The 20399-nt window shown below is 39.5% G+C and carries 20 protein-coding genes and 1 pseudogene; 20 read left to right on the forward strand and 1 reads right to left on the reverse strand.

Annotated elements, in window-relative coordinates; translation table 11 throughout:
• Positions 1-16 precede the first annotated feature (16 nt).
• The 20 genes and pseudogenes from CS921_RS14555 to CS921_RS14645 all read left to right on the forward strand — a co-directional run bounded on the left by CS921_RS14555 (position 17) and on the right by CS921_RS14645 (position 18212).
• On the forward strand, positions 17-856 hold the full coding sequence (locus CS921_RS14555; protein WP_099225147.1) for a Nif3-like dinuclear metal center hexameric protein: 840 nt from the start codon (positions 17-19) through the stop codon (positions 854-856).
• Positions 857-1408: 552 nt separating this feature from the next.
• The gene (gene yycF, locus CS921_RS14560; protein ID WP_099225149.1) at positions 1409-2122 is read left to right on the forward strand and encodes a response regulator YycF; all 714 of its coding nucleotides are present in this window, start codon (positions 1409-1411) and stop codon (positions 2120-2122) included.
• Between the two features lie 9 nt (positions 2123-2131).
• Positions 2132-3967 carry a cell wall metabolism sensor histidine kinase WalK gene (walK, locus tag CS921_RS14565; RefSeq protein WP_099225151.1) on the forward strand — a complete coding sequence of 612 codons (1836 nt, stop codon included), beginning with the start codon at positions 2132-2134 and terminating at the stop codon, positions 3965-3967.
• Positions 3964-5277, forward strand: coding sequence for a YycH family regulatory protein (locus tag CS921_RS14570; protein ID WP_099225153.1), 1314 nt, complete (start codon positions 3964-3966; stop codon positions 5275-5277). Before walK ends, CS921_RS14570 begins: the two co-directional genes overlap by 4 nt.
• A 1-nt stretch (position 5278) precedes the next feature.
• Complete coding sequence (locus CS921_RS14575) at positions 5279-6091, forward strand: two-component system regulatory protein YycI (protein WP_099225155.1); 813 nt, start codon at positions 5279-5281, stop codon at positions 6089-6091.
• Between the two features lie 156 nt (positions 6092-6247).
• A complete protein-coding gene (locus CS921_RS14580) occupies positions 6248-7078 on the forward strand; it encodes an MBL fold metallo-hydrolase (RefSeq protein WP_099225158.1) in 831 nt (276 codons plus the stop codon).
• 126 nt (positions 7079-7204) lie between these two features.
• Positions 7205-8755 (forward strand): S1C family serine protease, encoded by a 1551-nt coding sequence (locus CS921_RS14585; RefSeq protein ID WP_099225160.1) that lies wholly within the window; start codon positions 7205-7207, stop codon positions 8753-8755.
• 115 nt (positions 8756-8870) lie between these two features.
• Positions 8871-9383, forward strand: coding sequence for a type 1 glutamine amidotransferase domain-containing protein (locus CS921_RS14590; RefSeq protein WP_099225162.1), 513 nt, complete (start codon positions 8871-8873; stop codon positions 9381-9383).
• An 823-nt stretch (positions 9384-10206) separates the two neighbouring features.
• Positions 10207-10686 (forward strand): 23S rRNA (pseudouridine(1915)-N(3))-methyltransferase RlmH, encoded by a 480-nt coding sequence (gene rlmH, locus CS921_RS14595; protein WP_099225164.1) that lies wholly within the window; start codon positions 10207-10209, stop codon positions 10684-10686.
• A gap of 57 nt (positions 10687-10743) precedes the next feature.
• The gene (locus CS921_RS14600; protein ID WP_099225166.1) at positions 10744-11703 is read left to right on the forward strand and encodes a restriction endonuclease; all 960 of its coding nucleotides are present in this window, start codon (positions 10744-10746) and stop codon (positions 11701-11703) included.
• A gap of 74 nt (positions 11704-11777) precedes the next feature.
• The gene (locus tag CS921_RS14605) at positions 11778-12071 is read left to right on the forward strand and encodes a hypothetical protein (RefSeq protein ID WP_099225168.1); all 294 of its coding nucleotides are present in this window, start codon (positions 11778-11780) and stop codon (positions 12069-12071) included.
• Between the two features lie 30 nt (positions 12072-12101).
• Entirely contained in the window at positions 12102-12545 is a 444-nt protein-coding gene (locus CS921_RS14610) for a hypothetical protein (RefSeq protein WP_099225170.1), read from the forward strand.
• Positions 12542-13225: a hypothetical protein gene (locus tag CS921_RS14615; protein ID WP_162921792.1), complete on the forward strand. Its 684-nt coding sequence runs from the start codon at positions 12542-12544 to the stop codon at positions 13223-13225. The genes CS921_RS14610 and CS921_RS14615 overlap by 4 nt, the downstream gene beginning before the upstream one ends.
• A 37-nt stretch (positions 13226-13262) precedes the next feature.
• A complete protein-coding gene (locus CS921_RS15895; protein WP_099225174.1) occupies positions 13263-13403 on the forward strand; it encodes a zinc-ribbon domain-containing protein in 141 nt (46 codons plus the stop codon).
• Positions 13400-14857 (forward strand): TcaA NTF2-like domain-containing protein, encoded by a 1458-nt coding sequence (locus tag CS921_RS14625; RefSeq protein WP_099225176.1) that lies wholly within the window; start codon positions 13400-13402, stop codon positions 14855-14857. Before CS921_RS15895 ends, CS921_RS14625 begins: the two co-directional genes overlap by 4 nt.
• A 131-nt stretch (positions 14858-14988) precedes the next feature.
• A pseudogene (locus CS921_RS15900) lies at positions 14989-15339 on the forward strand (PAS domain S-box protein); the annotation flags it as partial.
• Positions 15340-15534: 195 nt separating this feature from the next.
• Entirely contained in the window at positions 15535-15876 is a 342-nt protein-coding gene (locus CS921_RS15905) for a methyl-accepting chemotaxis protein (protein WP_420843761.1), read from the forward strand.
• A 221-nt stretch (positions 15877-16097) separates the two neighbouring features.
• On the forward strand, positions 16098-17255 hold the full coding sequence (locus tag CS921_RS14635; protein ID WP_099225180.1) for an MrcB family domain-containing protein: 1158 nt from the start codon (positions 16098-16100) through the stop codon (positions 17253-17255).
• A 229-nt stretch (positions 17256-17484) separates the two neighbouring features.
• Positions 17485-17817 (forward strand): carboxymuconolactone decarboxylase family protein, encoded by a 333-nt coding sequence (locus CS921_RS14640; protein WP_099225182.1) that lies wholly within the window; start codon positions 17485-17487, stop codon positions 17815-17817.
• Positions 17814-18212 carry a cupin domain-containing protein gene (locus CS921_RS14645; protein ID WP_099225184.1) on the forward strand — a complete coding sequence of 133 codons (399 nt, stop codon included), beginning with the start codon at positions 17814-17816 and terminating at the stop codon, positions 18210-18212. Before CS921_RS14640 ends, CS921_RS14645 begins: the two co-directional genes overlap by 4 nt.
• A 481-nt stretch (positions 18213-18693) precedes the next feature.
• On the opposite strand, the gene CS921_RS14650 is transcribed toward CS921_RS14645, so the two are convergent.
• Positions 18694-20241 (reverse strand): polysaccharide pyruvyl transferase family protein, encoded by a 1548-nt coding sequence (locus CS921_RS14650; protein ID WP_240422380.1) that lies wholly within the window; start codon positions 20239-20241, stop codon positions 18694-18696.
• Positions 20242-20399: the final 158 nt, after the last annotated feature.

The raw sequence follows: 20399 nt of genomic DNA on the forward strand, positions 1-20399 counted from the left end.
GAGGCAAGGAATCACAATGGTAAAAATAATAGATGCCATTCAGATGATCATTGAAAAGAGCCAGGCACAAGCTGTTGACGAGACGAAAACAATCGATCAAGTTATCATCGGTGATGTAAATCAGGAACTAACCGGCATTGTGACCACTTTTATGGCGACAATTGATGTCATCAAAGAGGCCGACCAGTTAGGTGCCAACTTTATTATCACGCATGAACCTACTTGGTTTAATGGAAGAGACCGGACGGCATGGCTTTTGGAAGATGCCGTTTATGAAGAAAAACTAGCGCTGATAAAGAGCAAAGGTATAACAATCTGGCGCTTTCATGACTACATGCATATGGGCGAAAAGGATTTAATTTACGCAGGATTTGAAGAGGCATTGGGCTGGAAAGGCAAAACTCTTACTAAAAATCCAGCCAGTACCAATATTTTAGACAGATCTGAGATTTGCTATGAAATTGAGGAAATGGCCTCCAGAGAATTGATTGAACAATTAAAGAATGCACTTGGAAATGAGCCCGTGCGATTTATCGGCGCAAAAGATGCCCGTTCAAAAAGAATAGGCGTCTTGCTTGGCGGAAGCAGCTTGGGGCTAGGGGACGAAACCAACCCGATGCAGCTGATTCAAGCGCGTGAACTTGATACAGTCATTTGCGGAGATATTACAGAATGGACCATCAGTGCCTACATTCGAGATGCCGTTCAGCTGGGACAAAATAAGTCGATGATCGTTCTAGGACATGAAAGAAGTGAAGAAATCGGCATGAAGGCATTAAACAAATGGCTAGAGGGGCTCTCATTAGGCACAGCTATTCATTTTGTAGATTCCAAAGAGCCCTTTGAATATTGTTGAAGGTAATGAATGATGATCTGTTTGTTTATTTTAAAACATGCCCCATCTAAATAGTACTGGAAATACTTAAAAAGTCCTTGAAGGCTATCGCTTTCAAGGATTTTCGTTTTGTAAAAATAGTCGCCTATCTCGCTATCATTTAAAGAATGGTGAAAGCTAAAAGGATAATCCTACAAGGAAAACACAATGATGAATTTTAGCGAAAAACCACGTTTCATGTATCCTATTGTTTAAATAAGGGGGGAATAAGGAAGGCTAGGGGCGCACGAAGCGGTTTTATCCTTCTTTTTTGCCGTCTCAACTCGTTTTATTACAGGTAATCATGTTTGATCGTGCTACATTTAACACTATAATGGTGCAGATACTTTTTTAGTTGTGTTATAATAGTTGTGACTATCGTATTGCGAAAGTATTATTTTGACCAAGTCACAAGACGCCGTCGGTCATGTTCAGGGAGAAGAGCAGCCGTACCGCAGTCTCGTGTGATAAATGATTTTCAAGATATTGCCGGCAGGACCGGAAAAATCCACTTATGGGAGGACTGTTTGAACAATGGCAGAGAAGAAAATATTAGTTGTTGATGATGAAAAGCCAATTGCAGATATTGTGAAGTTCAATTTAAATAAAGAAGGATTTGAAGTTTTTTGTGCCTATGATGGCGATGAAGCACTGGAACTTGTGGAGGAAGTACAGCCGGATCTGATCCTGCTTGATATTATGCTTCCAGGACGTGACGGGATTGAAGTTTGTCGCGAGGTTCGTAAAAAATATGACATGCCAATCATCATGGTAACAGCCAAGGATTCCGAAATCGATAAAGTCATTGGTTTGGAACTTGGCGCCGATGATTATGTGACAAAGCCATTCAGCAATCGCGAGCTAATCGCACGTGTGAAAGCCAATCTGCGTCGTCACAGTCAGATCAATGCGCAAACACCTGAAGAAGATGAAAACAGTGAACTGGAAATCGGTTCGTTGACAATCCATCCAGATGCGTATGTTGCTTCAAAACGTGGTGAAACAATCGAACTGACTCATCGCGAATTTGAATTACTGCATTATTTAGCGAAACATATGGGTCAAGTCATGACGCGGGAACACTTACTGCAGACTGTATGGGGCTATGATTACTTTGGCGATGTCCGCACGGTCGATGTGACGGTTCGCCGCTTACGTGAAAAAATCGAGGACAATCCGAGTCATCCGGCTTGGCTTGTGACTAGACGCGGGGTCGGCTACTATCTGCGCAACCCTGAACAGGAGTAGAAGAAAAATATGCATAAATTGAAGTTTTTCAAGTCAGTCCAATTTCGGCTGGTGATGATCTATCTATTGCTGATACTCGTGGCAATGCAGGTGATCGGCGCGTATTTTGTGCGAGAACTTGAAGGACAGCTGGAAAAAAACTTCCAGGATTCGATTACGAATAGCTTGACGCTGCTTGATTATAGCGTCAAAGAGGAAATGTTGAAGAATAGTGATAACAGCGCGCAGCTCCAAACGAATATCCGGGGGCTGCTCGTTGACTATGCACGCAACAATACGAATCTGATCGAGGTCCGAATTGTAGACGACAAAGGCAAGATCCTCGGAACGTCCAACATGGATAATCAAGGTGTTGTTGGACAAAAAGCAACAGACAGTTTAATAAAACGGACTCTTTCGCTTGGAACCACGGAGGACAATATCTACTTAGAAGATAATGACAATGGTGGCGGCAAGCGTGTTTGGGTCTATTCTACCCCCATTAAAAATAAAGATGACATTCTTGGGGCTATTTATCTTGTCGCCGATATCGAGACGGTTTATGAGCAAGTGGATGATGTGACGAATATCTTCCTCACAGGTACGTTGATTGCAATGCTCATTACAGCGATTCTCGGCATTTTGCTGTCAAGGACGATTACAAAACCGATTATCGATATGAAACGCCAAGCCTATGCGATGGCACGCGGCAACTATACGCGTAAAGTAAAGGTTTATGGACAGGATGAAATTGGTGAACTGGCTGAAAGCTTCAATTCGCTCACCAAGCGGGTTCAGGAAGCGCAAGCCATGACAGAAGGGGAACGGCGCAAATTGTCCTCTGTGTTGGCGTTTATGACAGATGGCGTTATCGCAACAGACCGGCGCGGCAAGGTCATTCTAATCAATACACCGGCTGAAAAAATGCTGCGTGTTCCGCATGAAAGTGCAAATGGTAAATCCATCATTGAAGTGCTCGACATTGCAGAACAGTTTGAATTTGATGACCTGATGGAGATGGAAGAACCGCTCACAATGGACCGCAGTACATTTGATGAACCGTATGTCTTGCGTGCGAATTTCTCTGTTATCCAGCGGGAAACTGGTTTTGTCAACGGCGTGATTGCCGTTCTGCATGATATCACGGATCAGGAGAAAGTCGATCAGGAGCGGCGGGATTTTGTTTCCAACGTTTCGCATGAACTGAGAACACCGCTGACCAGTATGCACAGCTATCTGGAGGCTTTGAGTGATGGAGCTTGGCAGGATGAGGACCTTGCACCGAAGTTCTTGGAAGTCACGCATAATGAAACAGAGCGGATGATTCGACTGGTTAATGACCTGCTTAAACTATCTCGTATGGATGGCGGTCGGGAGCAGCTCGATAAAAGTTTCGTGAATTTCACCGATTTCTTTAACCATATTATTGACCGCTTTGAGATGATGAAAAAAGATAGCATCACATTCAAGCGCTACATTCCGCGTGAGCCGGTCATCATTGAGATTGACGAGGATAAAATCATGCAGGTGCTGGATAATATCATTTCAAATGCCAATAAGTATTCCCCAGATGGCGGCCGAATTTCCTTCTATCTGAAGAAATTTGAAGACGAGATTGAGATTAGTATTAGTGACCAAGGTCTGGGCATTCCAGCAGAAGATCTGGACAAGGTATTTGAAAGATTTTTCCGTGTCGACAAAGCGCGTTCGAGAGAAATGGGCGGAACAGGGCTGGGCCTTGCCATTGCAGCCGAAGTGATCAAAGGGCATGGCGGCCGGATCTGGGCAGAAAGAAATCAGGACAAAGGGACGACGATCCGCTTCACCCTGCCATATAGCGACTTACCGGAGGATGATTGGGAATGAAGAAAAAATTCAACTGGCTCAGCTTAATCCTGATAGTCCTAGTGGTCATCAGCATTGTGCTCAGCTACTCCATTTGGAAGGGACAACCGAATTACGAATCTATTGATGTCAAAGAGGTTCAAAAAACGACCATTGATAAAACGATGACGACTTCACAGGTATTCCGGCCGATTGGCATTCAGGCCAACATTGATAACGCTCATTATGCCACAACGGAAGCCAAAGTTGTCGACAGTCTGGTGGCAAAAGGGCGCGATTTTAATTTTTCCGAAGTAGTCGCTTCCGGGAAAAAATCAGACAGTGAATATGATCAGATCATTCACCAAAATGGGACGGTAGAGCTGGTCTATCCAAACAATATTCCATTTGCGATTTTCTCACAGATTTTTGCAATTCAAGGTAAAGATTTGGATTCCGCCAGTTTTGACCGGATCGTGTTTGATATGAATAATACCACCACCAACCTCCATCCTGTTTATTTTGCCAATGATGATGAACAAATGATCTATCAAAGTACGTTGCAGCAGCAGAATATGGATGATGTGATCGAGGCGGTCAACAACGCCAAAAGCGATAATCAGCTGACCAAATTGAATGAAGTGGATAGTGGTAGTCATAAAATCTATCTTTCGGACAATCAGCCTGAAATCAACAGTGAAACATATATTATTGATTCCATTGACATTGGCCTGTTCACAAAAGCACTGTTTCCTGACTCGGAATCGGTGAAAAATGAAGATAATTCCTATACGGACGGTTCCAGCAAAATCGTTCTCGATACAGAAAACAAAGTTCTTGACTATATCAATCCAGCACAGGAAATTACAGATACGAATTCCTTTACGAAGCAAAAAGAGGCCAGCATGATTCAAGACAGCTTTAATTTTATCAACGAGCATGCCGGCTGGACTGGCGATTATTACTACACGGGATTCAATCAGCGGACGGGCATGACGACTTTCAGCTTGTTCATCAATAATTTGCAAGTCGTCAGCGATACGGGGATGTCGCGGTTTGATGTGACGGAGGGCAAGGAAGAGGTATACAAATACACGCGGCCATTTTTCAAATTGGATTATGCCATCCCTCGTGAAAGTGGCAAAGTGAAGCTGCCATCCTCGCAATCTGTCTACGATCAATTGAAAGCAGATACGGAAGTTGATATCAACAATGTAGAAAAAATCGTTCCCGGTTATGATATGCACTGGACGGATGACAAGGACCTGAACCGGGTCGTCGAGCTTGATCCAGTATGGTTGTATCAATATAAAGGTGCTTGGTATCAGGCAGATGTAAAGGAGGGCGAATAGAATGGATTGGAAAAAAACCGAGATCATTTTTATCATCGCCTTCTTAATACTCGACATCTTTTTGGCATTCATGTTTTTCAATAAGCAGCTGACGGATGATCCGGACAAGTTGGGAACGGATACTTTACAGGACCATCTTAAAACGGACAATATCAGCTACCCGCCAAGTGCGCTCTCGACTAAAAAATCCCAAGGGGCCATTTTTACTGCTGAACAAACGGCTTTTGTGCCGAAAGATTTGCCAAATGATGACAATCAATCCTTTTTGATTGAGGAAAACGGCAGCACGATTTATGCCACATTGAAAAAACCGGTCAAAGCGAACAAACAGGGGGACAGCAAGGAAATGGCGGCCTTCATGAAGTCCAATGTCTATAAGGGCGATTCGTATAAATTTTGGCGGTATGATAAAGACAGCAACCAGCTGATCTACAACCAGGTGATGAAAGATGAGCCGGTGCTGATGGACAAGGGCGGCCAGATTACTTTTCAAATGAATCAGCAGTACGAAATCGTTTCTTATCAGCAGACGATCTTAGGTAAGCAGGATGACTTGGAGGACAAGGCCGAGCTGATCTCCTCTATGGATGCGCTCGAAGCAATCTACCAACATGGGGATCTGAAAACCGACAGTGAAATTAAAAAGGTCGATTTTGGCTACTATACGACCGTGCAATTGTCGAGCGGCGACGTTTACTTCCCAGTCTGGTGCTTTGAAATCGAGCACAAAGGGGAAACCAATTATATTCTTGTGAATGCCAAAGATGAACAGGTCATTAATATGAATGAAAATCATCCCACAACCACTAAATAAATTTAAACCGATTTGCCTAATTTTTACTGGCAAGTCGGTATTTTTATTCAAATAGCGCTGATTTTTACACGATAGAAAGCATGCAATTTCTGGCGATAAGGGTTACAATAAAAGAATGGAAATTATCCTTTTGAGGAGAAGCAAGGGGGGCATACAATGTTTGCCAATAAGGTAATAACGGATAAGCTGACCGATCAAATTAGTTTCAGTATACTTGCAAGTGGCAGCTCAGGTAACGCGACGCTTGTTGAGACGGGCGATCAAAAAATTCTAATTGACTGCGGACTCAGTGGGAAGAAAATGGAAGGATTATTTTCACAAGTTGGTCGCAGTATTAGTGATGTGGATGCGATTTTGATTACACATGAACACTCGGATCATATCAAGGGACTAGGCGTTCTAGCGCGTAAATATAAACTGCCAATCTATGCCAATCGCAGAACTTGGCAGGCGATGGATTCAATGATTGGCGAAGTATCGAATGAGCAAAAATTTGAATTTGCCATGGAAACCGTCAAGGATTTTGGCAGTCTTCAAGTGGAATCATTCGGCGTTTCTCACGATGCAGCTGAGCCTATGTTTTACATATTCCATAACGGGAATAAAAAATTCGTGATGATCACCGATACAGGCTATGTCAGTGACCGAATGAAGGGGCATATTGCAGGCGCTGATGCCTATTTATTTGAAAGCAACCATGATGTGGAGATGCTGCGCATGGGACGCTATCCATGGAATGTCAAACGACGGATTCTAGGTGATGAGGGGCACGTTTCCAATGAGGATGCAGGTCTTGCCATGAGTGAAGTCATTACCGACCGAACGAAGCGGATTTATTTAGGACATTTAAGTAAAGATAATAATATGAAGGATCTTGCAAGAATGAGCGTCACCCAAACTTTGGCTGGGGAAGGCATTATTGTTGGCGAGCAGGTCGAATTATTTGATACAGATCCTGAAATGGCGACATCTATTTTTACGATTTAGATGGCTTAGCTTAAGAGGAAACGGAGAAAAAATGTTTTTCAAGGGGAATTTTTAAATTTTTTTCATGAATTTTTCATAATTCCCCTGTAAGATAAGGTTTATAAAGGCAATTCTATGTAGAAAGGGATGGAACAATTGGAGAACAACGAGTTTGAAAAGAAAAAGAATACAGACAGTGCAGATCAGCCCTATCAGCCGACGAATGATGCGGCACGGCCAGTTCCAAATATGAACGAAACACGTAGCGAGCGTGTCCCTCATTCACAGGAACCAGTTCAGGAGCCGATTGCAGAAGGCATTACGCCGGAAGGTCAAGCTTTTGCAGGCGCCACACAAGAACAGGCAGAAGCCAGCATGACGAATGCATTTTTTGAAAAAGCATCAGCATCAAGCGAAGGACAATCGGTTCAACCTGGCATGCGATCTAGCGGCGGCGGTGGGACGATTCCACCAGAAGGACCTCGAGTAACAACTGGAGGAAGTGGAAGCGGTGGACAACCCCCTCATAAGAACCATTCAAAACGCAATAATATGATCGGCTATTTTGTTATCGGATTAGTAGGCGTTCTTATTGGTGCGGTTGTTGTATTTTTCGCCGTGAGCGGTTTTGGAGATACAAGCAGCTCGTCAAGCTCAAGTAGTGACGTTCCTGTCAAGAAAGCTAAAGTTTCCTATGAAAACTCTACAGACATTACAAAAGCAGTAGATAAAGTACAAGATGCAGTGGTCAGCGTATTGAACTACCAACAAGGCACTTCTTTGACAGGCGAAAGTTCTGAACAGGAAGCTTCATCAGGTTCTGGTGTTGTTTATAAGAAAGAGGACGGAAAAGCCTACATTGTGACAAATAACCACGTTGTCGAAGGTGCAAATAAATTAGAAGTTACTTTCTCAAATGGTAAAAAATCCGAAGCGAAATTGCTAGGTACAGATGAATGGAATGACTTGGCAGTTCTACAAATCGATGATGAAAATGTGACGACTGTTGCTGAATTTGGTGACTCAGATTCGTTAACAGTTGGTGAAACAGCGATTGCAATTGGTAGCCCGCTAGGCACTGAATTTGCTGGAACCGTTACACAAGGGATTATTTCTGGCTTGAATCGTACTGTTCCGGTGGATGTGAATGGTGATGGCTCTGAAGACTGGGAAGCAGAAGTTATCCAAACAGATGCAGCGATCAACCCTGGTAACAGTGGTGGCGCATTGATCAATATGGAAGGTCAAGTAATTGGGATCAACTCAATGAAAATTTCTACAGAAGATGTTGAAGGAATCGGCTTTGCTATTCCAATCAACACAGTGGCACCAATCCTAGCTCAACTGGAAGCAAACGGTGAAGTGGTTCGTCCATCTCTAGGTGTGACACTGCGTGACGTTGATACAATTCCAGAAACACAGCAAAAGAATATTTTGAATCTCCCAGATGATGTTGATTATGGCGCTATGGTTGCTTCCGTTCAACAAGGCTCTGCAGCAGATAAAGCTGGCTTGAAACAATATGATGTCATTGTTGAAATGGACGGCAAGAAAGTCACTGATTCAATGGGACTTCGTAAGATTCTTTATAGCAGTGATTTGAAGATTGGCGATAAAGTAGAAGTGAAATATTACCGAGATGGTAAAGAACAATCGACAAATATTACACTAGAAGCAGCAGATACTTCAACACAATGATAAATATTTCAAAGCCTGTATTCTCTTTTTGAGGGAATGCAGGCTTTTTGTTTAGTCTTTTTTATATGTGGAAAACAGATAAAGAGGTTAATTTTACAAAGGAGAGATGATAGGAATGGGAAAAAGAATTGCTGCCGTATTGACGGATCTATTTGAGGATGTGGAATATACAGACCCAGCCGAAGCTTTCCAAAATGCAGGGCATGAAGTTGTAACAATCGAGAAGCAAGCGGGAAATCAGGTAACGGGTAAGCGTGGGGAAACAACTGTCAAAATCGAGAAAGGAATCGATGATGTAGAGGCAGCGGATTTTGATGCTTTGTTTATTCCAGGAGGATTTTCACCCGATCAATTGCGTGCAGATGAACGATTTGTCAAATTTGCAAAAGCGTTTATGGAGGCGAATAAACCGATTTTCGCCATTTGCCACGGGCCGCAGCTACTCATACAAACAGAGCAATTGAAAGGGCGGACAGTGACAGGCTTCACGTCGATTCGTCCAGATTTAGCCAATGCAGGAGCAAATGTCAAAGATGAAGAAGTTGTTGTGGATAAAAATATTGTCACAAGCCGGACACCAGATGACCTGCCAGCCTTTGATCGAGAAGCACTGCAGTTGTTAAAATAAGCCAGTAATAAAGTATAAACGCTAAGATTGGAAAATAACAGAAGCTAAAACCAAGCATTTTATGGCCATTTTTTAGATGGATGCCGCTTGATTTTAGCTTCTTTTTTTGGACTGTTTTTAATAGAATAAATTTCTTGTGGATAAGTGTGTGGATAATGATGTTTTCAGTTGACCATGATTTAGTGGGAGAACAAATTTTCGCCCACAGAATGTAGAAGTGATTGTGGATATGTGGATAAATTCTGTGGATAAGCTGTGTGTAAACCATGGATAAGTTGTGGAGATGTAAAAATTCAGTTAATTTTGATTGAGTTTCAGTATAATTTGAGTCAAAAATGCTTCTTGGTAAAAACGATAGGGAGAAAGATGTAATTATGGCGAAAAAGTGAAGGAATAAGCTGTATTTATCCACAAATTAATAAAAATGGTATGCTGAAGGAATAAAAATGTAAAATCGAAACATGTTGAGCGGCTAAGGGTTAGCTGGACTATTGATAGATTTAAACAGGTAAAATCATCCTGTGGATAATATGTGGATAGTCTGTTGATAGTGAAGTTTGTGAAAAATAGATATAGTAGGGAACGTATTTTCGGGTACAAAATATAGAAAGGAGTTGTGGGTATGTGGATAAAGTCTGTGGATAAACTGTGTGTAAATCGTATATAAGCTGTGGAAAACTACAAAAATAGATTAATGTGGCAAATAGGGAAAAAAGTAGGATAGGAGTAGAAAATAGGCAGGAATACCATTTTTTATGGAAGAAAATCTCACGAAAACGACGAAATATAGTATGATAGAGAAGGAAAGTGAGGCGAATCGAGCGTGAATATCCAAATTATTGCAGTAGGAAAACTAAAGGAAAAATATTTAGTGCAGGGAATTAATGAATATTTGAAGCGTCTCGGCGCATACGCAAAAGTGACCGTGATAGAGGTTCCTGATGAGAAAGCGCCTGAAGTGTTGAGCGAGGCAGAAATGTTGCAGGTCAAACAAAAAGAGGGCGAGCGGATTTTAAGCAAAATCTCAGCGGATACGCATGTGATGGCACTGGCGATTAATGGCAAGCAACAGTCGAGTGAAGCCTTTGCAGGTGGGCTAGATAAATTGATGACATATGGAAAGAGCAAGGTTGCATTTGTAATTGGCGGCTCACTGGGGTTGAGCGAGGATGTTTTGAAACGTGCAGATGAAGAAATTTCTTTTGGAAAAATGACCCTGCCCCATCAGTTAATGCGACTGGTGCTGGTAGAACAAATTTATCGAGCGTTCCGGATTATGCGAGGGGAGCCGTATCATAAGTAAGCGCTGAAGCCTTTAACGAATATAAGTTTCGACTAGCATGATGAAAGGTGAGATAGAATGAATAAGAATTGGCAAAAACTAAAGCAGTCAGCCAATGGTATCCCCACCAATGAAGCTTTAATTCCATATATACTTGAGATTTTAAAAGATGGGAAAGAAATGAAAAATCGAGCGATTAGAGAAGATGTGATTACATTTCTTCAAATCCCAGATAGGATCTTAGAAATTAAATATCCAAATTATCCGGAAAGCGAAGGCGTATTGTTAAATAGATTTAGTTTTGCGCTTAGCAGTTTATATAAAGCTAGTGCAATTGAGCGTCCCAAACGAGGCATCTACAAAATTACAGAAACAGGTAAGTTATTGTTGCAGCAATATGGTGAGGCGTTAACAAACAGAATTTTAGAAGAACAACCTGCATATAAGCAATATATGGAAGAACTGGCTATTAGAAATGAACGGACGGGAAAAGCGGGAGCACTTCTGGAAGATACGCAAGAAGATTTACAGCTTAAAGTTGAGAATGTGATTAATCAGCGAAAAAATGAGGTGGCTATCGAACTTTTGGAGAAAGTACGTCAAGTAGAACCGACTTTTTTTGAAAAATTAGTCGTTAAGTTACTCATAGCCATGGGGTATAGCGGGGAAAATGGTGAGGCAAAAGTAACGACTCAGACCAAAGATGGTGGGATAGATGGAATTATCAATCAAGATCCATTAGGAACAAGCACGGTTTATATTCAAGCTAAACGCTACAAGGAAGAAAATGTAGTAGGTCGCCCAAGTATTCAGGCTTTTTATGGCGCTTTAGCTAGTGTTAATGCGGATCGCGGAGTGTTTATTACGACATCGAGTTTTTCTAAAGGTGCACTAGAATTTGCGAAGAATCAAGGCATTGTTTTAATAGATGGAATTAAGCTGACAGATTTGATGCTACAGTATGAAGTGGGCGTGGAAGTGGCGAAAATATATAAACTATTTCGTATAGATCATGATTATTTTGAGAATGATATATGATGAGTGTACTATAAATTATACTTTCACAGTTGCTTTTTCTGATACTATAAAAACTTTTCAAAGGAGACAACAAGATGAATCAATATCAACTACAGAATGACTGGGTGCTTTGCTCAGAACAGGAAGTGCGTGTTTATCAGGATGGACATGGTGGGGCGGCGATTCTTCCTCTATTAAAGGAGTTCGGGGATGCAACGCCAATTTTGCTGCAGGTGAATGCGCTTGAGGCAGAAGTAGAGACGATTCCTTTTTCAGTTGAGAAAATAGTGATTTCACTGAATCGAAAAATTGAGATTATTTGGCAGCAAACGGACGAAGGTTTTCAAATGGAGGCAACGATACCAGTTTGCAGCGAAACGGAAGAATAGAAAAATCATTAAATAGTAAAGAGGCTGCCCATGCGTTATGTAAGAAGTTTTTTATTTTCAGAAAAATTAATGCAGAATCCTAACATTTACCCATATAATCAATTACGTTCCAAGACGGGTGAAGTGTTGATTTTTGATGATATCACGATTCTTTATGGTGAAAATGGGGCGGGAAAATCCACCATACTTAATTTATTAGCTTCAAAATTGGCGATTCCAGGGGCCGAATACAGTCAAACAGTAAGTCAATACGACTATTTTGCCAAGTATTTAGCGGAATTGCTCAATGAGTGCATGCGATTTCATGGTTCACAATTTGTGATTGCTACGCATTCGCCGTTTTTATTGGGAAATTTGGCAGGGACGATTTATCAATTAGACTTGCCGGGAGTTAAAGCAAAGGAGTGGCAAGAACTTCCGAATATGAAAGTTTATCAGCAATTTTTCGAGAATAGAAAAGCAGATTTTGATTGAAAAAAGGAGAGAGCATCATGAAATCAGACAACGAGGTACTGAAGGAGAAAAAGCAGCACACGAAAAAAATCGTACTTTTTGGAGGGGCCTTACTCATTATAATCGTTGCCGGGCTTTGTTATCTATATGATATGAATTGGTGGTTTTTTAATGATCATGAAGTGGCGGGGCTTCCTACTGGGAAAATAGCACCGATTGAAGTGGAAAATGATGAAATTACTTCTTTACTTATAGCCAATAGTGGTGGCATAAAATTCAACGCCCAGCAAAAAGAAGCAACGATTTATCTTGATTATTATGAGTATGACCATTTTAAGAAGCAGGATACGGTAACAGGCTGGATTTCTGATGGAAGTCAGGGGATTAGCAGTGAAGTTTATTGGATTACTTTGGACGGGGAAGATGGGATGATGCCGGAAACCCTGCGTATGCAAAGTGGAATCAATGGGGATAGCGCAAGAATTTCCTATGATTTCGCCAATGTTGGTTGGAAAAAAACGGAAGACTTGGCTGTTACATTTGGGCTTGATATAGAAGAAAATATTAAGAAAGGTAAGAAATATTATTTGCAAATTTGGACAGCTAATGGCAGATGTTATAGTGATCCGAGCGAGGCGCTGAAAAAAGAGGCTCTGCAGGCCAGCCCAGAGACGATGGCAATGTATATTGTGTTTGAGTGAAGCAACGATAGACTAACATAAAAAGGGAGATTTTGAGATGAAGTATTGTGAAAACTGTGGAAAATCACTGAAAGAGGGACAAAAGTATTGCGAAAATTGCGGGACAGCCACTGAAAGTAATAGAGAGACATTTAACCGAATAAAACGAGCAGAAAATTTAAATAAGCGAAAAAAATGATTTTTGTTGCCGTTGTGGCGCTGCTTATAATTATTGGAGCTAGCTTTTTTACATATAAGCATTTTGTTTCGAGTGAGTATGTGGCCAAGGAATTTACGGAGGCACTTGTTTCTGAAGATGTCGATCAAATGATGAAATATATGTCTTCAACAACTAGTTTAGAAATAAATGAAGAAAATGTACGTTATTTGAATAAATACTATCATGAACATCAAGATGAGAGGGATATCCTTGTCAATCAGCTTTTAACACAGGCACAAAATGGCACAACAGGTGACCAAATAATAAGCATCCAAGAGGAAAATAACTTCCTAGGCATAAATACTGCAAAGATTCATGTGACACCAGTGTATCTTACTATCAAAAATTTAGATAAGGAAAGTCAAAAAACATTAAAACTTGATGGTCAAAAAATTAGCAAGACAACAGATATTGGTCCATTGATGCCGGGAACTCATAAGTTGGAAGGTCAAACAGAAACAGGATTTGGAGAGAAAATATTAATTGACCGCCAACTTGAATTAATGCCAGCATCAATTTCTGAAAATAAAATGGTTGTCAACATGGATTTTAATGATCAGTTAGCTGATAATAAAGAGATGCAGGAAAATTGGATGCGTACAGTAACTGATTTTAATGAAGGCGGCTTAAAATATTTTATTACTGGAGATGTGCAGGGGCTGGATGTATTGACTTCAAATGCCGTTTCAGAAGCTGATCAGGTGATGATTGGTGAACAGTATGAAGACTTTCCAGAGGGTTATTCAATTATTGCTAAAAATAAAGAAATTTTGTTTGATCAAACTAGTTTTGCCTACGAAGAAAAGGAGGTTCCGACTGTCTCTTTTAGAGAGAATTTGTATTTTGAAGAGGCGGTATGGGAAACTGATTCCAGTGAGCAAACGGTTGCTTTGGACTTAACATATACACTTATTTATGATGAATCTCAGAAGCGATGGCGGATTGATGATATTCAAAAAGAGTCGCAAGCGCAAACAATTTCCGAACTGGACAATCCAATTAAAAGGGCGAATCAAATGGACAAAACGCCTCAAAAACCGGTAGAACAAAAGATTAATACGACAGAAATTTTAGAGCAAACAGATGTTGAAAATTTAGCAGAAGGATTTGCTAATAGCCTAGCAGTGGATGTGAGTTATGGTACATTTACGGAGAGGAATTATTTGGCTCCAGGTAGTTCAGCCTACACGCAACAAGAAGCCTATATTGAAAGCCTTCAAGATACAGAAATTTATTTAGAAGTAGAATCTGTTGAAGTAAGTGATTATGAACAAGTGGGGGACACCCTGACATATACAACGCAAGAGAAATTTATTCAAGAAAAAAGTGATAGCAAAAAAGTGCTTGATCAGAGTTACCATTACACAGCTAAGTTAATAACGGATAGTAGTTCAGGAAGTACATCATGGATGATTGTAGAGATTAGCAAATAAGGTTGAAATAAATGACAGAACTCAAGATGGCCTATTAAGATGATGGCTGATTAGAGTTCTGTTTTTTTATATTAAATCGCATATTTTTTAATAAAATGTGATATAATTAAAAAATAAAAGGAGGGCTAGCAATGAAAGAGTATGCACAACCGTTTTTTGAGGCAATTCAAGCGAATATCCCGATTATTCAATTTGATTTAAATCGAAAGGTCACCTTTGTGAATGAGCTGTTCGCGGATATGATGCAGTATCAACAAGAAGAACTGATTGGGCAAGCGCATGCGGAACTTTGTTTTCCGGAATTTGTTGCCAGTACGGATTATGAAAGATTCTGGCGGACTTTGATTAGTGGTGAGTTTGTTCAGGATAAAATGAAGCGAAAAGCGAAAGATGGCTCGGAAGTCTGGCTTCAAGCTATTTATCTGCCAATCAAAGAAGCGGGGCAGGTTGTAGCAATTGGGAAAATTGCGTTTGACATTACAAAACGAATCCACCATACGCAGGTCTACAGTCAGGACTTTTCGGATGTCGCAGAAACACTTTTAGAGCAAGCGGCGACAAATAAAACAATTGCCGGTGCATTAGCGGAGGAGTTTTCAAGTATCACGTCCAGCTATCATTTGAGCAAGGGGCAGTTGGATGTTCTGCGCAACGACTCGGCGGACATTCAGGATGTTGTGACGATTATCAATAAAATTTCCAGTCAAACTAATCTGCTTGCGCTAAATGCAGCTATCGAAGCGGCGCGGGCGGGTGATGCGGGCAAAGGCTTTGCGGTTGTGGCAGAAGAGGTACGCAAGCTCTCCAATCAGGTGGAAGAAGCGATCAAAAAAGTGGAGACGAGTGTGAAAGAAATTACCCAGAATATCTCTACAATGGCTAGTGATATGACGAAAATTGAAAAAAATATCGAGGCGGGTCAGCAACAGCTTGATATTAGTGTGAAAAATTCAGCTTTGCTGGAGGAAACGTCTACTAATTTGACAAATCGTGCGAAGTCTTTTGAGAAAATTGTTTGAAAAAAGCTGACAAGCAAGGGAATATTTGATTTTTTATAACTATGATTAAGCTTGTAAAAGCTAAACTTTGAAAGAAAGTGGCTTAAGAACAAAGTGATTTATCTAAATGACTGTTCTAAGTGCTTTCTTTTTTAGTATAAATTTGAAAATTATCAGTTCTATTATGGGAAATGGTATACTCAAAAAGAGTGCAATAAAAATTATAATGAGGGATAAAACGTATGAATCTACTAGAAATATTTCAACAAGTAAAAAGTAATTATTATCTTGAAAGAAAAAAGGGGGATGCTAACTTTAAAAATAATTATCTATTAAATCTAGTTAATCATGAAGCACTGAATGCTATACCCCAAAATATTATAGGAAATCAATATATAGTGAAAGCTTCAGTGGGACAGGGAAGGTGGGCGATAATTCCATGGGTAGCAGTTTTTAATAAAGAAATAAGTACATCTGCTCAGTCTGGTTGTTACATTGTTTTTTTATTTACTAGTGATGGTAAAGGAGTGTATCTAAGCTTAAATCAAGGTTGGACATACTATGAAAAAAATTTTAAAAAGACAGATAGACAAAATAATTGTAGAGAAGTAGTTCGATTTTGGAGGAGAGTTTTAACTACGATTTCAAGAAATTTTAGTTTAGAAGAAATGGATTTGATTCGTACAAATGAAAAAAGAACAAAGCTAGCAGAAGGCTACCAAAATGGGAATATTTGTAGTAAATACTATGAAATAGAAAAGCTGAATGACAATAATAAACTATTAGAAGATCTAAATGAAATGATGGCTGTGTATAGTGAAATATCAAGCTATTTAATAAAGAATAAATATGAAAATTACGAAGCATTAATTGAAAATATTTTATTAGGAAAACAGTTTCAATTTGGAAATAAGAGTAATCAATATGAAAAAATTCGTGATATGCAGGCAGAGTACCTACCAACAAAAGGAATAAAGAGAGATTATATCAAAGAATTAGAACAAAATATATACATTGGTGATATAGGTGAGCAATTTGTATTTAATTTAGAAAGGAAGAAGGTTCTTAAAGATCCATATCTAGCTAAATACGTTGATGAGGTGGTGCATATTTCAAAAGAAAAAGGAGATGGTTTAGGGTATGATATTGTATCAATAATACGAACAGCAGAAAGTGGCTATAAAAAAATTTATATCGAGGTCAAATCTACTAAAGGAGAGGCTGGTGAACAATTTTTTATTACAAAAAACGAAATAGAAGTGGCTTCAAAACTAGCGGATGCGTATTATATTTATCGAGTATATAAAGTTTTAGCTGGGGAACCAATGTATAAGGTTATTCAAGCTCCTTTTGAAGGAAAAATAAATCTTAGTGTGTGTACATATTCCGCAGAGTTATAAATGAATTAAGGGATTTAAGTTGTAAATCGATAATAAGGGCAAAAAATGAAAAGTAATATATAAATGGGATGTAGACGGTTATCAAAATAGTTAACACTAGAAAAGATTCTAGCTTACTAGATTGGTAGCTGTCTATTTATATATTGATTTTTATTTTATGTGAAAAATAGTTGACTTGGAGTTTGCTCAAAGTTGTATAGTGAGGGAGAAATAGAAAGGCGGGATAAAAATGGCGAAAAAAGTAACAGCAGGACGCGATCAATTAGGAAAGTTTGCGCCTAAATTTGCAGAACTAAATGATGATATTTTGTTTGGTGAGGTATGGAGTCGAGAGGATGCATTTTCAGCTCGTGACAGAAGCTTGATTACGATTACAGCCTTGATTTCAAGTGGAGCATTTGAACAACTGCCATTTCACATGAATAAAGCGAAGGAAAATGGGTTAACGCAGACAGAAGTAGCGGAGGCGATCACTCAGCTGGCTTTTTATATTGGTTGGCCGAAAGCATGGAGTGCATTTTCTATTGCACAACAAGTTTTTGAAGGAGATGGAGTAAAATGAGTCAATATGAAGACTTGCAGGCAGGACCAATTTTTCCGCGGGGTGATAAAGTTGGGGAGAATTTTCTTGGGGATGCCTATTTGGAGATGCTTTATGTTGATGAAAAACCGCTTAATGGTGCGATCGGAAATGTTACTTTTGCACCGGGAGCACGCAACAACTGGCATGTACACGACGTGGGGCAAATTTTACTTGTAACGGGTGGTGAAGGTTGGTATCAGGAATGGGAGCAACCAGCGCGGCATTTGCAAAAGGGGGACGTTGTGACGATTCCGGCTGACGTGAAGCATTGGCATGGGGCGACGAAGGAAGCGTGGTTTGTTCATCTGGCTATTTCGCCAGGTGGCACGACTTGGCTGGAAGAAGTGGCGGAAGCGGATTACCTAGCACTGTGAGTGGAAGCAAGAGGTTGTTGGAAGCGTGTTCCAGTCTCTTTTTAGTATAATTAAATACCTGTTTCAATAAATCTTTTTGATCTAGAAGTGTATGGGTTATTAGAAAGGATACTAAGTTTTTGATTGATAGTGGTAGTTGGTGCTTGAATCATAAGGCAGGCTTTTAAAATAAGCATCTAGCTTATCGAAATGGCGGAGCAAATGACTGTCTGATACAGGTTTTAACAGATAGTTGAACTTTTGCAACGGGATTGCCTGCGGATATTTGCATATGTTAGTAAGAAATTTCACCAAAAAATAAGCAATTATAAAGTAAATGCATTTTAAGTAATGAATGAAACTACCTCTCCCATGTAGAAAATCAAAATCAAAATTAAAAAGAAGCTAAGATCAAGTGAAATCCATCTTGGGAAAAGACTCGGATACTTGATGTTAGCTCTTTTAATTTAGCTTTTTGAACACTTCCATGTCTCAGTACGGTTTACTTTTTTAGAGCAGCAATCTTATCTGCTATAGTTAGCGCGGTTTTTACTGATTTTCGATTAAGTGTTTGCTGAAGATAATCAATTTCTTGGGAATTCTTAGCTAACTGATTAGTTTGCTCGGCTATTATCTTTTCGAGTTGAGAAATTTGAGTGTCTTTGTTTTTGATTGCTTCTTGAGTGGTGGCTAAATTATTTTTTGTGCTTTTGTGTTTTTTATTAAGTATGGATAAATCATTGCGTAACTTTTTAAGAGTGGATTCACGAGTATGAATATTGAATTGTAACTGTCGATCTGCACGTGATTTATAAATCGTACTCCCAATTTGGATACGCTCTAACATCCCCTCTGGTGATAAAGTTGTGAGAGACTCGACCGGTGGCTCCTCTGAAACATTTTGTATTTTTTTATCAAAAGGTATTTCTGTTAGGTGGCGATCTTGTTCATAAATATGTTCTAATCCGATATAAGTAAGAAAATCAATAAAATTATCAAAGTTTTTCCCTTGTTTCTTTTCTACTGTACTGAGATCAACGGCACTCAATAAATCCTCTAAATGAGAATACTGGTTAATTTGCTCTAAAGTAGTATGGGCGAGTCCGTGCCAATTGGTTAATTCGCGCATTCGAGCATCTTGAACTATTGAGATACTGGGAGTTCCAACAACAGTTGCTGCAACATTTCCATGTAATCGAGAGCCAACACTAATTTCAATTTTCTTCATATAATCAAACCACGTACGAGCACTTAAAAAATATTTAGCTTTTCCAGATCGATAAAAATGATGATGAAGTGTATGGGGATATATCTCGGATTCAGTAGCAATAGATGGTCCGCCACTATATGTTAAAAATAATTCATTATGAAGTTGAGGGATAAAATAGTGATTGGGATATTCAGTGCTAACTTGTTCTAAAAACTGTAAAGTTTGATGAGACGTTGATGGGGAAGCATTCAAAGAGATATATGCTTCTTTTGTTAATTTTGGCTGACGTAGCATTAAATTTCTACCAAAAGTATATAACGATGGGCAACCGATTACGCGATAGTCAACCCCCTCTTTAAAACCTAATTGTTTCAGATAATCAGCAGTGATTTCTCCACGCAAACCAACTTGTGGAGATTTTTCTAAAACAGCTTTAATAAAGTCTTTAACATCATCATCAAAAGCGAAGCCATTTGATAGATTTGGTTCATATGAAGCTCGTAGTCCGACACCTATTATGTGAACAGGAATTTTAAGTTGCTTGATTAATTGAGTGTATCCTCTTAATGTCGAGCGGAAGTCATCTCGGAAGGCATCAGCTAGCGGCATAATATATGCATCGTAAGTTTCGTTAATTTCTTCTGCACGGAATTGAGAAGCATTATAAAGGTAACCATCAGGAGTGAAGTTTATTTCCTCATTTATCATAAGTGCTCTCATTACACTATATTGATAAAGTAGATTACCATTATTGGAACCCGTTCGATCTTTTTCAAGCATTTCTTCAGCAGTGAAAATCTCGAATGGAGTCATTGCGCCTCTAACTAAGAACTTTTTCACATCATTTCCTACCTTTCATTTATATAGAAAATTATTAGGTCAAACAATACATCTGATGTGTAGTTAACTGCATAAAGTATAACATGTTTTACACTGCAACTTATAAAAAGTTGAATTTACGATAAATATAATTTTATGGTGAAGATATAAATTAAAAA

The sequence above is a fragment of the Listeria costaricensis genome, from assembly GCF_900183385.1.
In the GTDB taxonomy this organism is placed as follows: Bacteria; Bacillota; Bacilli; order Lactobacillales; family Listeriaceae; genus Listeria; species Listeria costaricensis.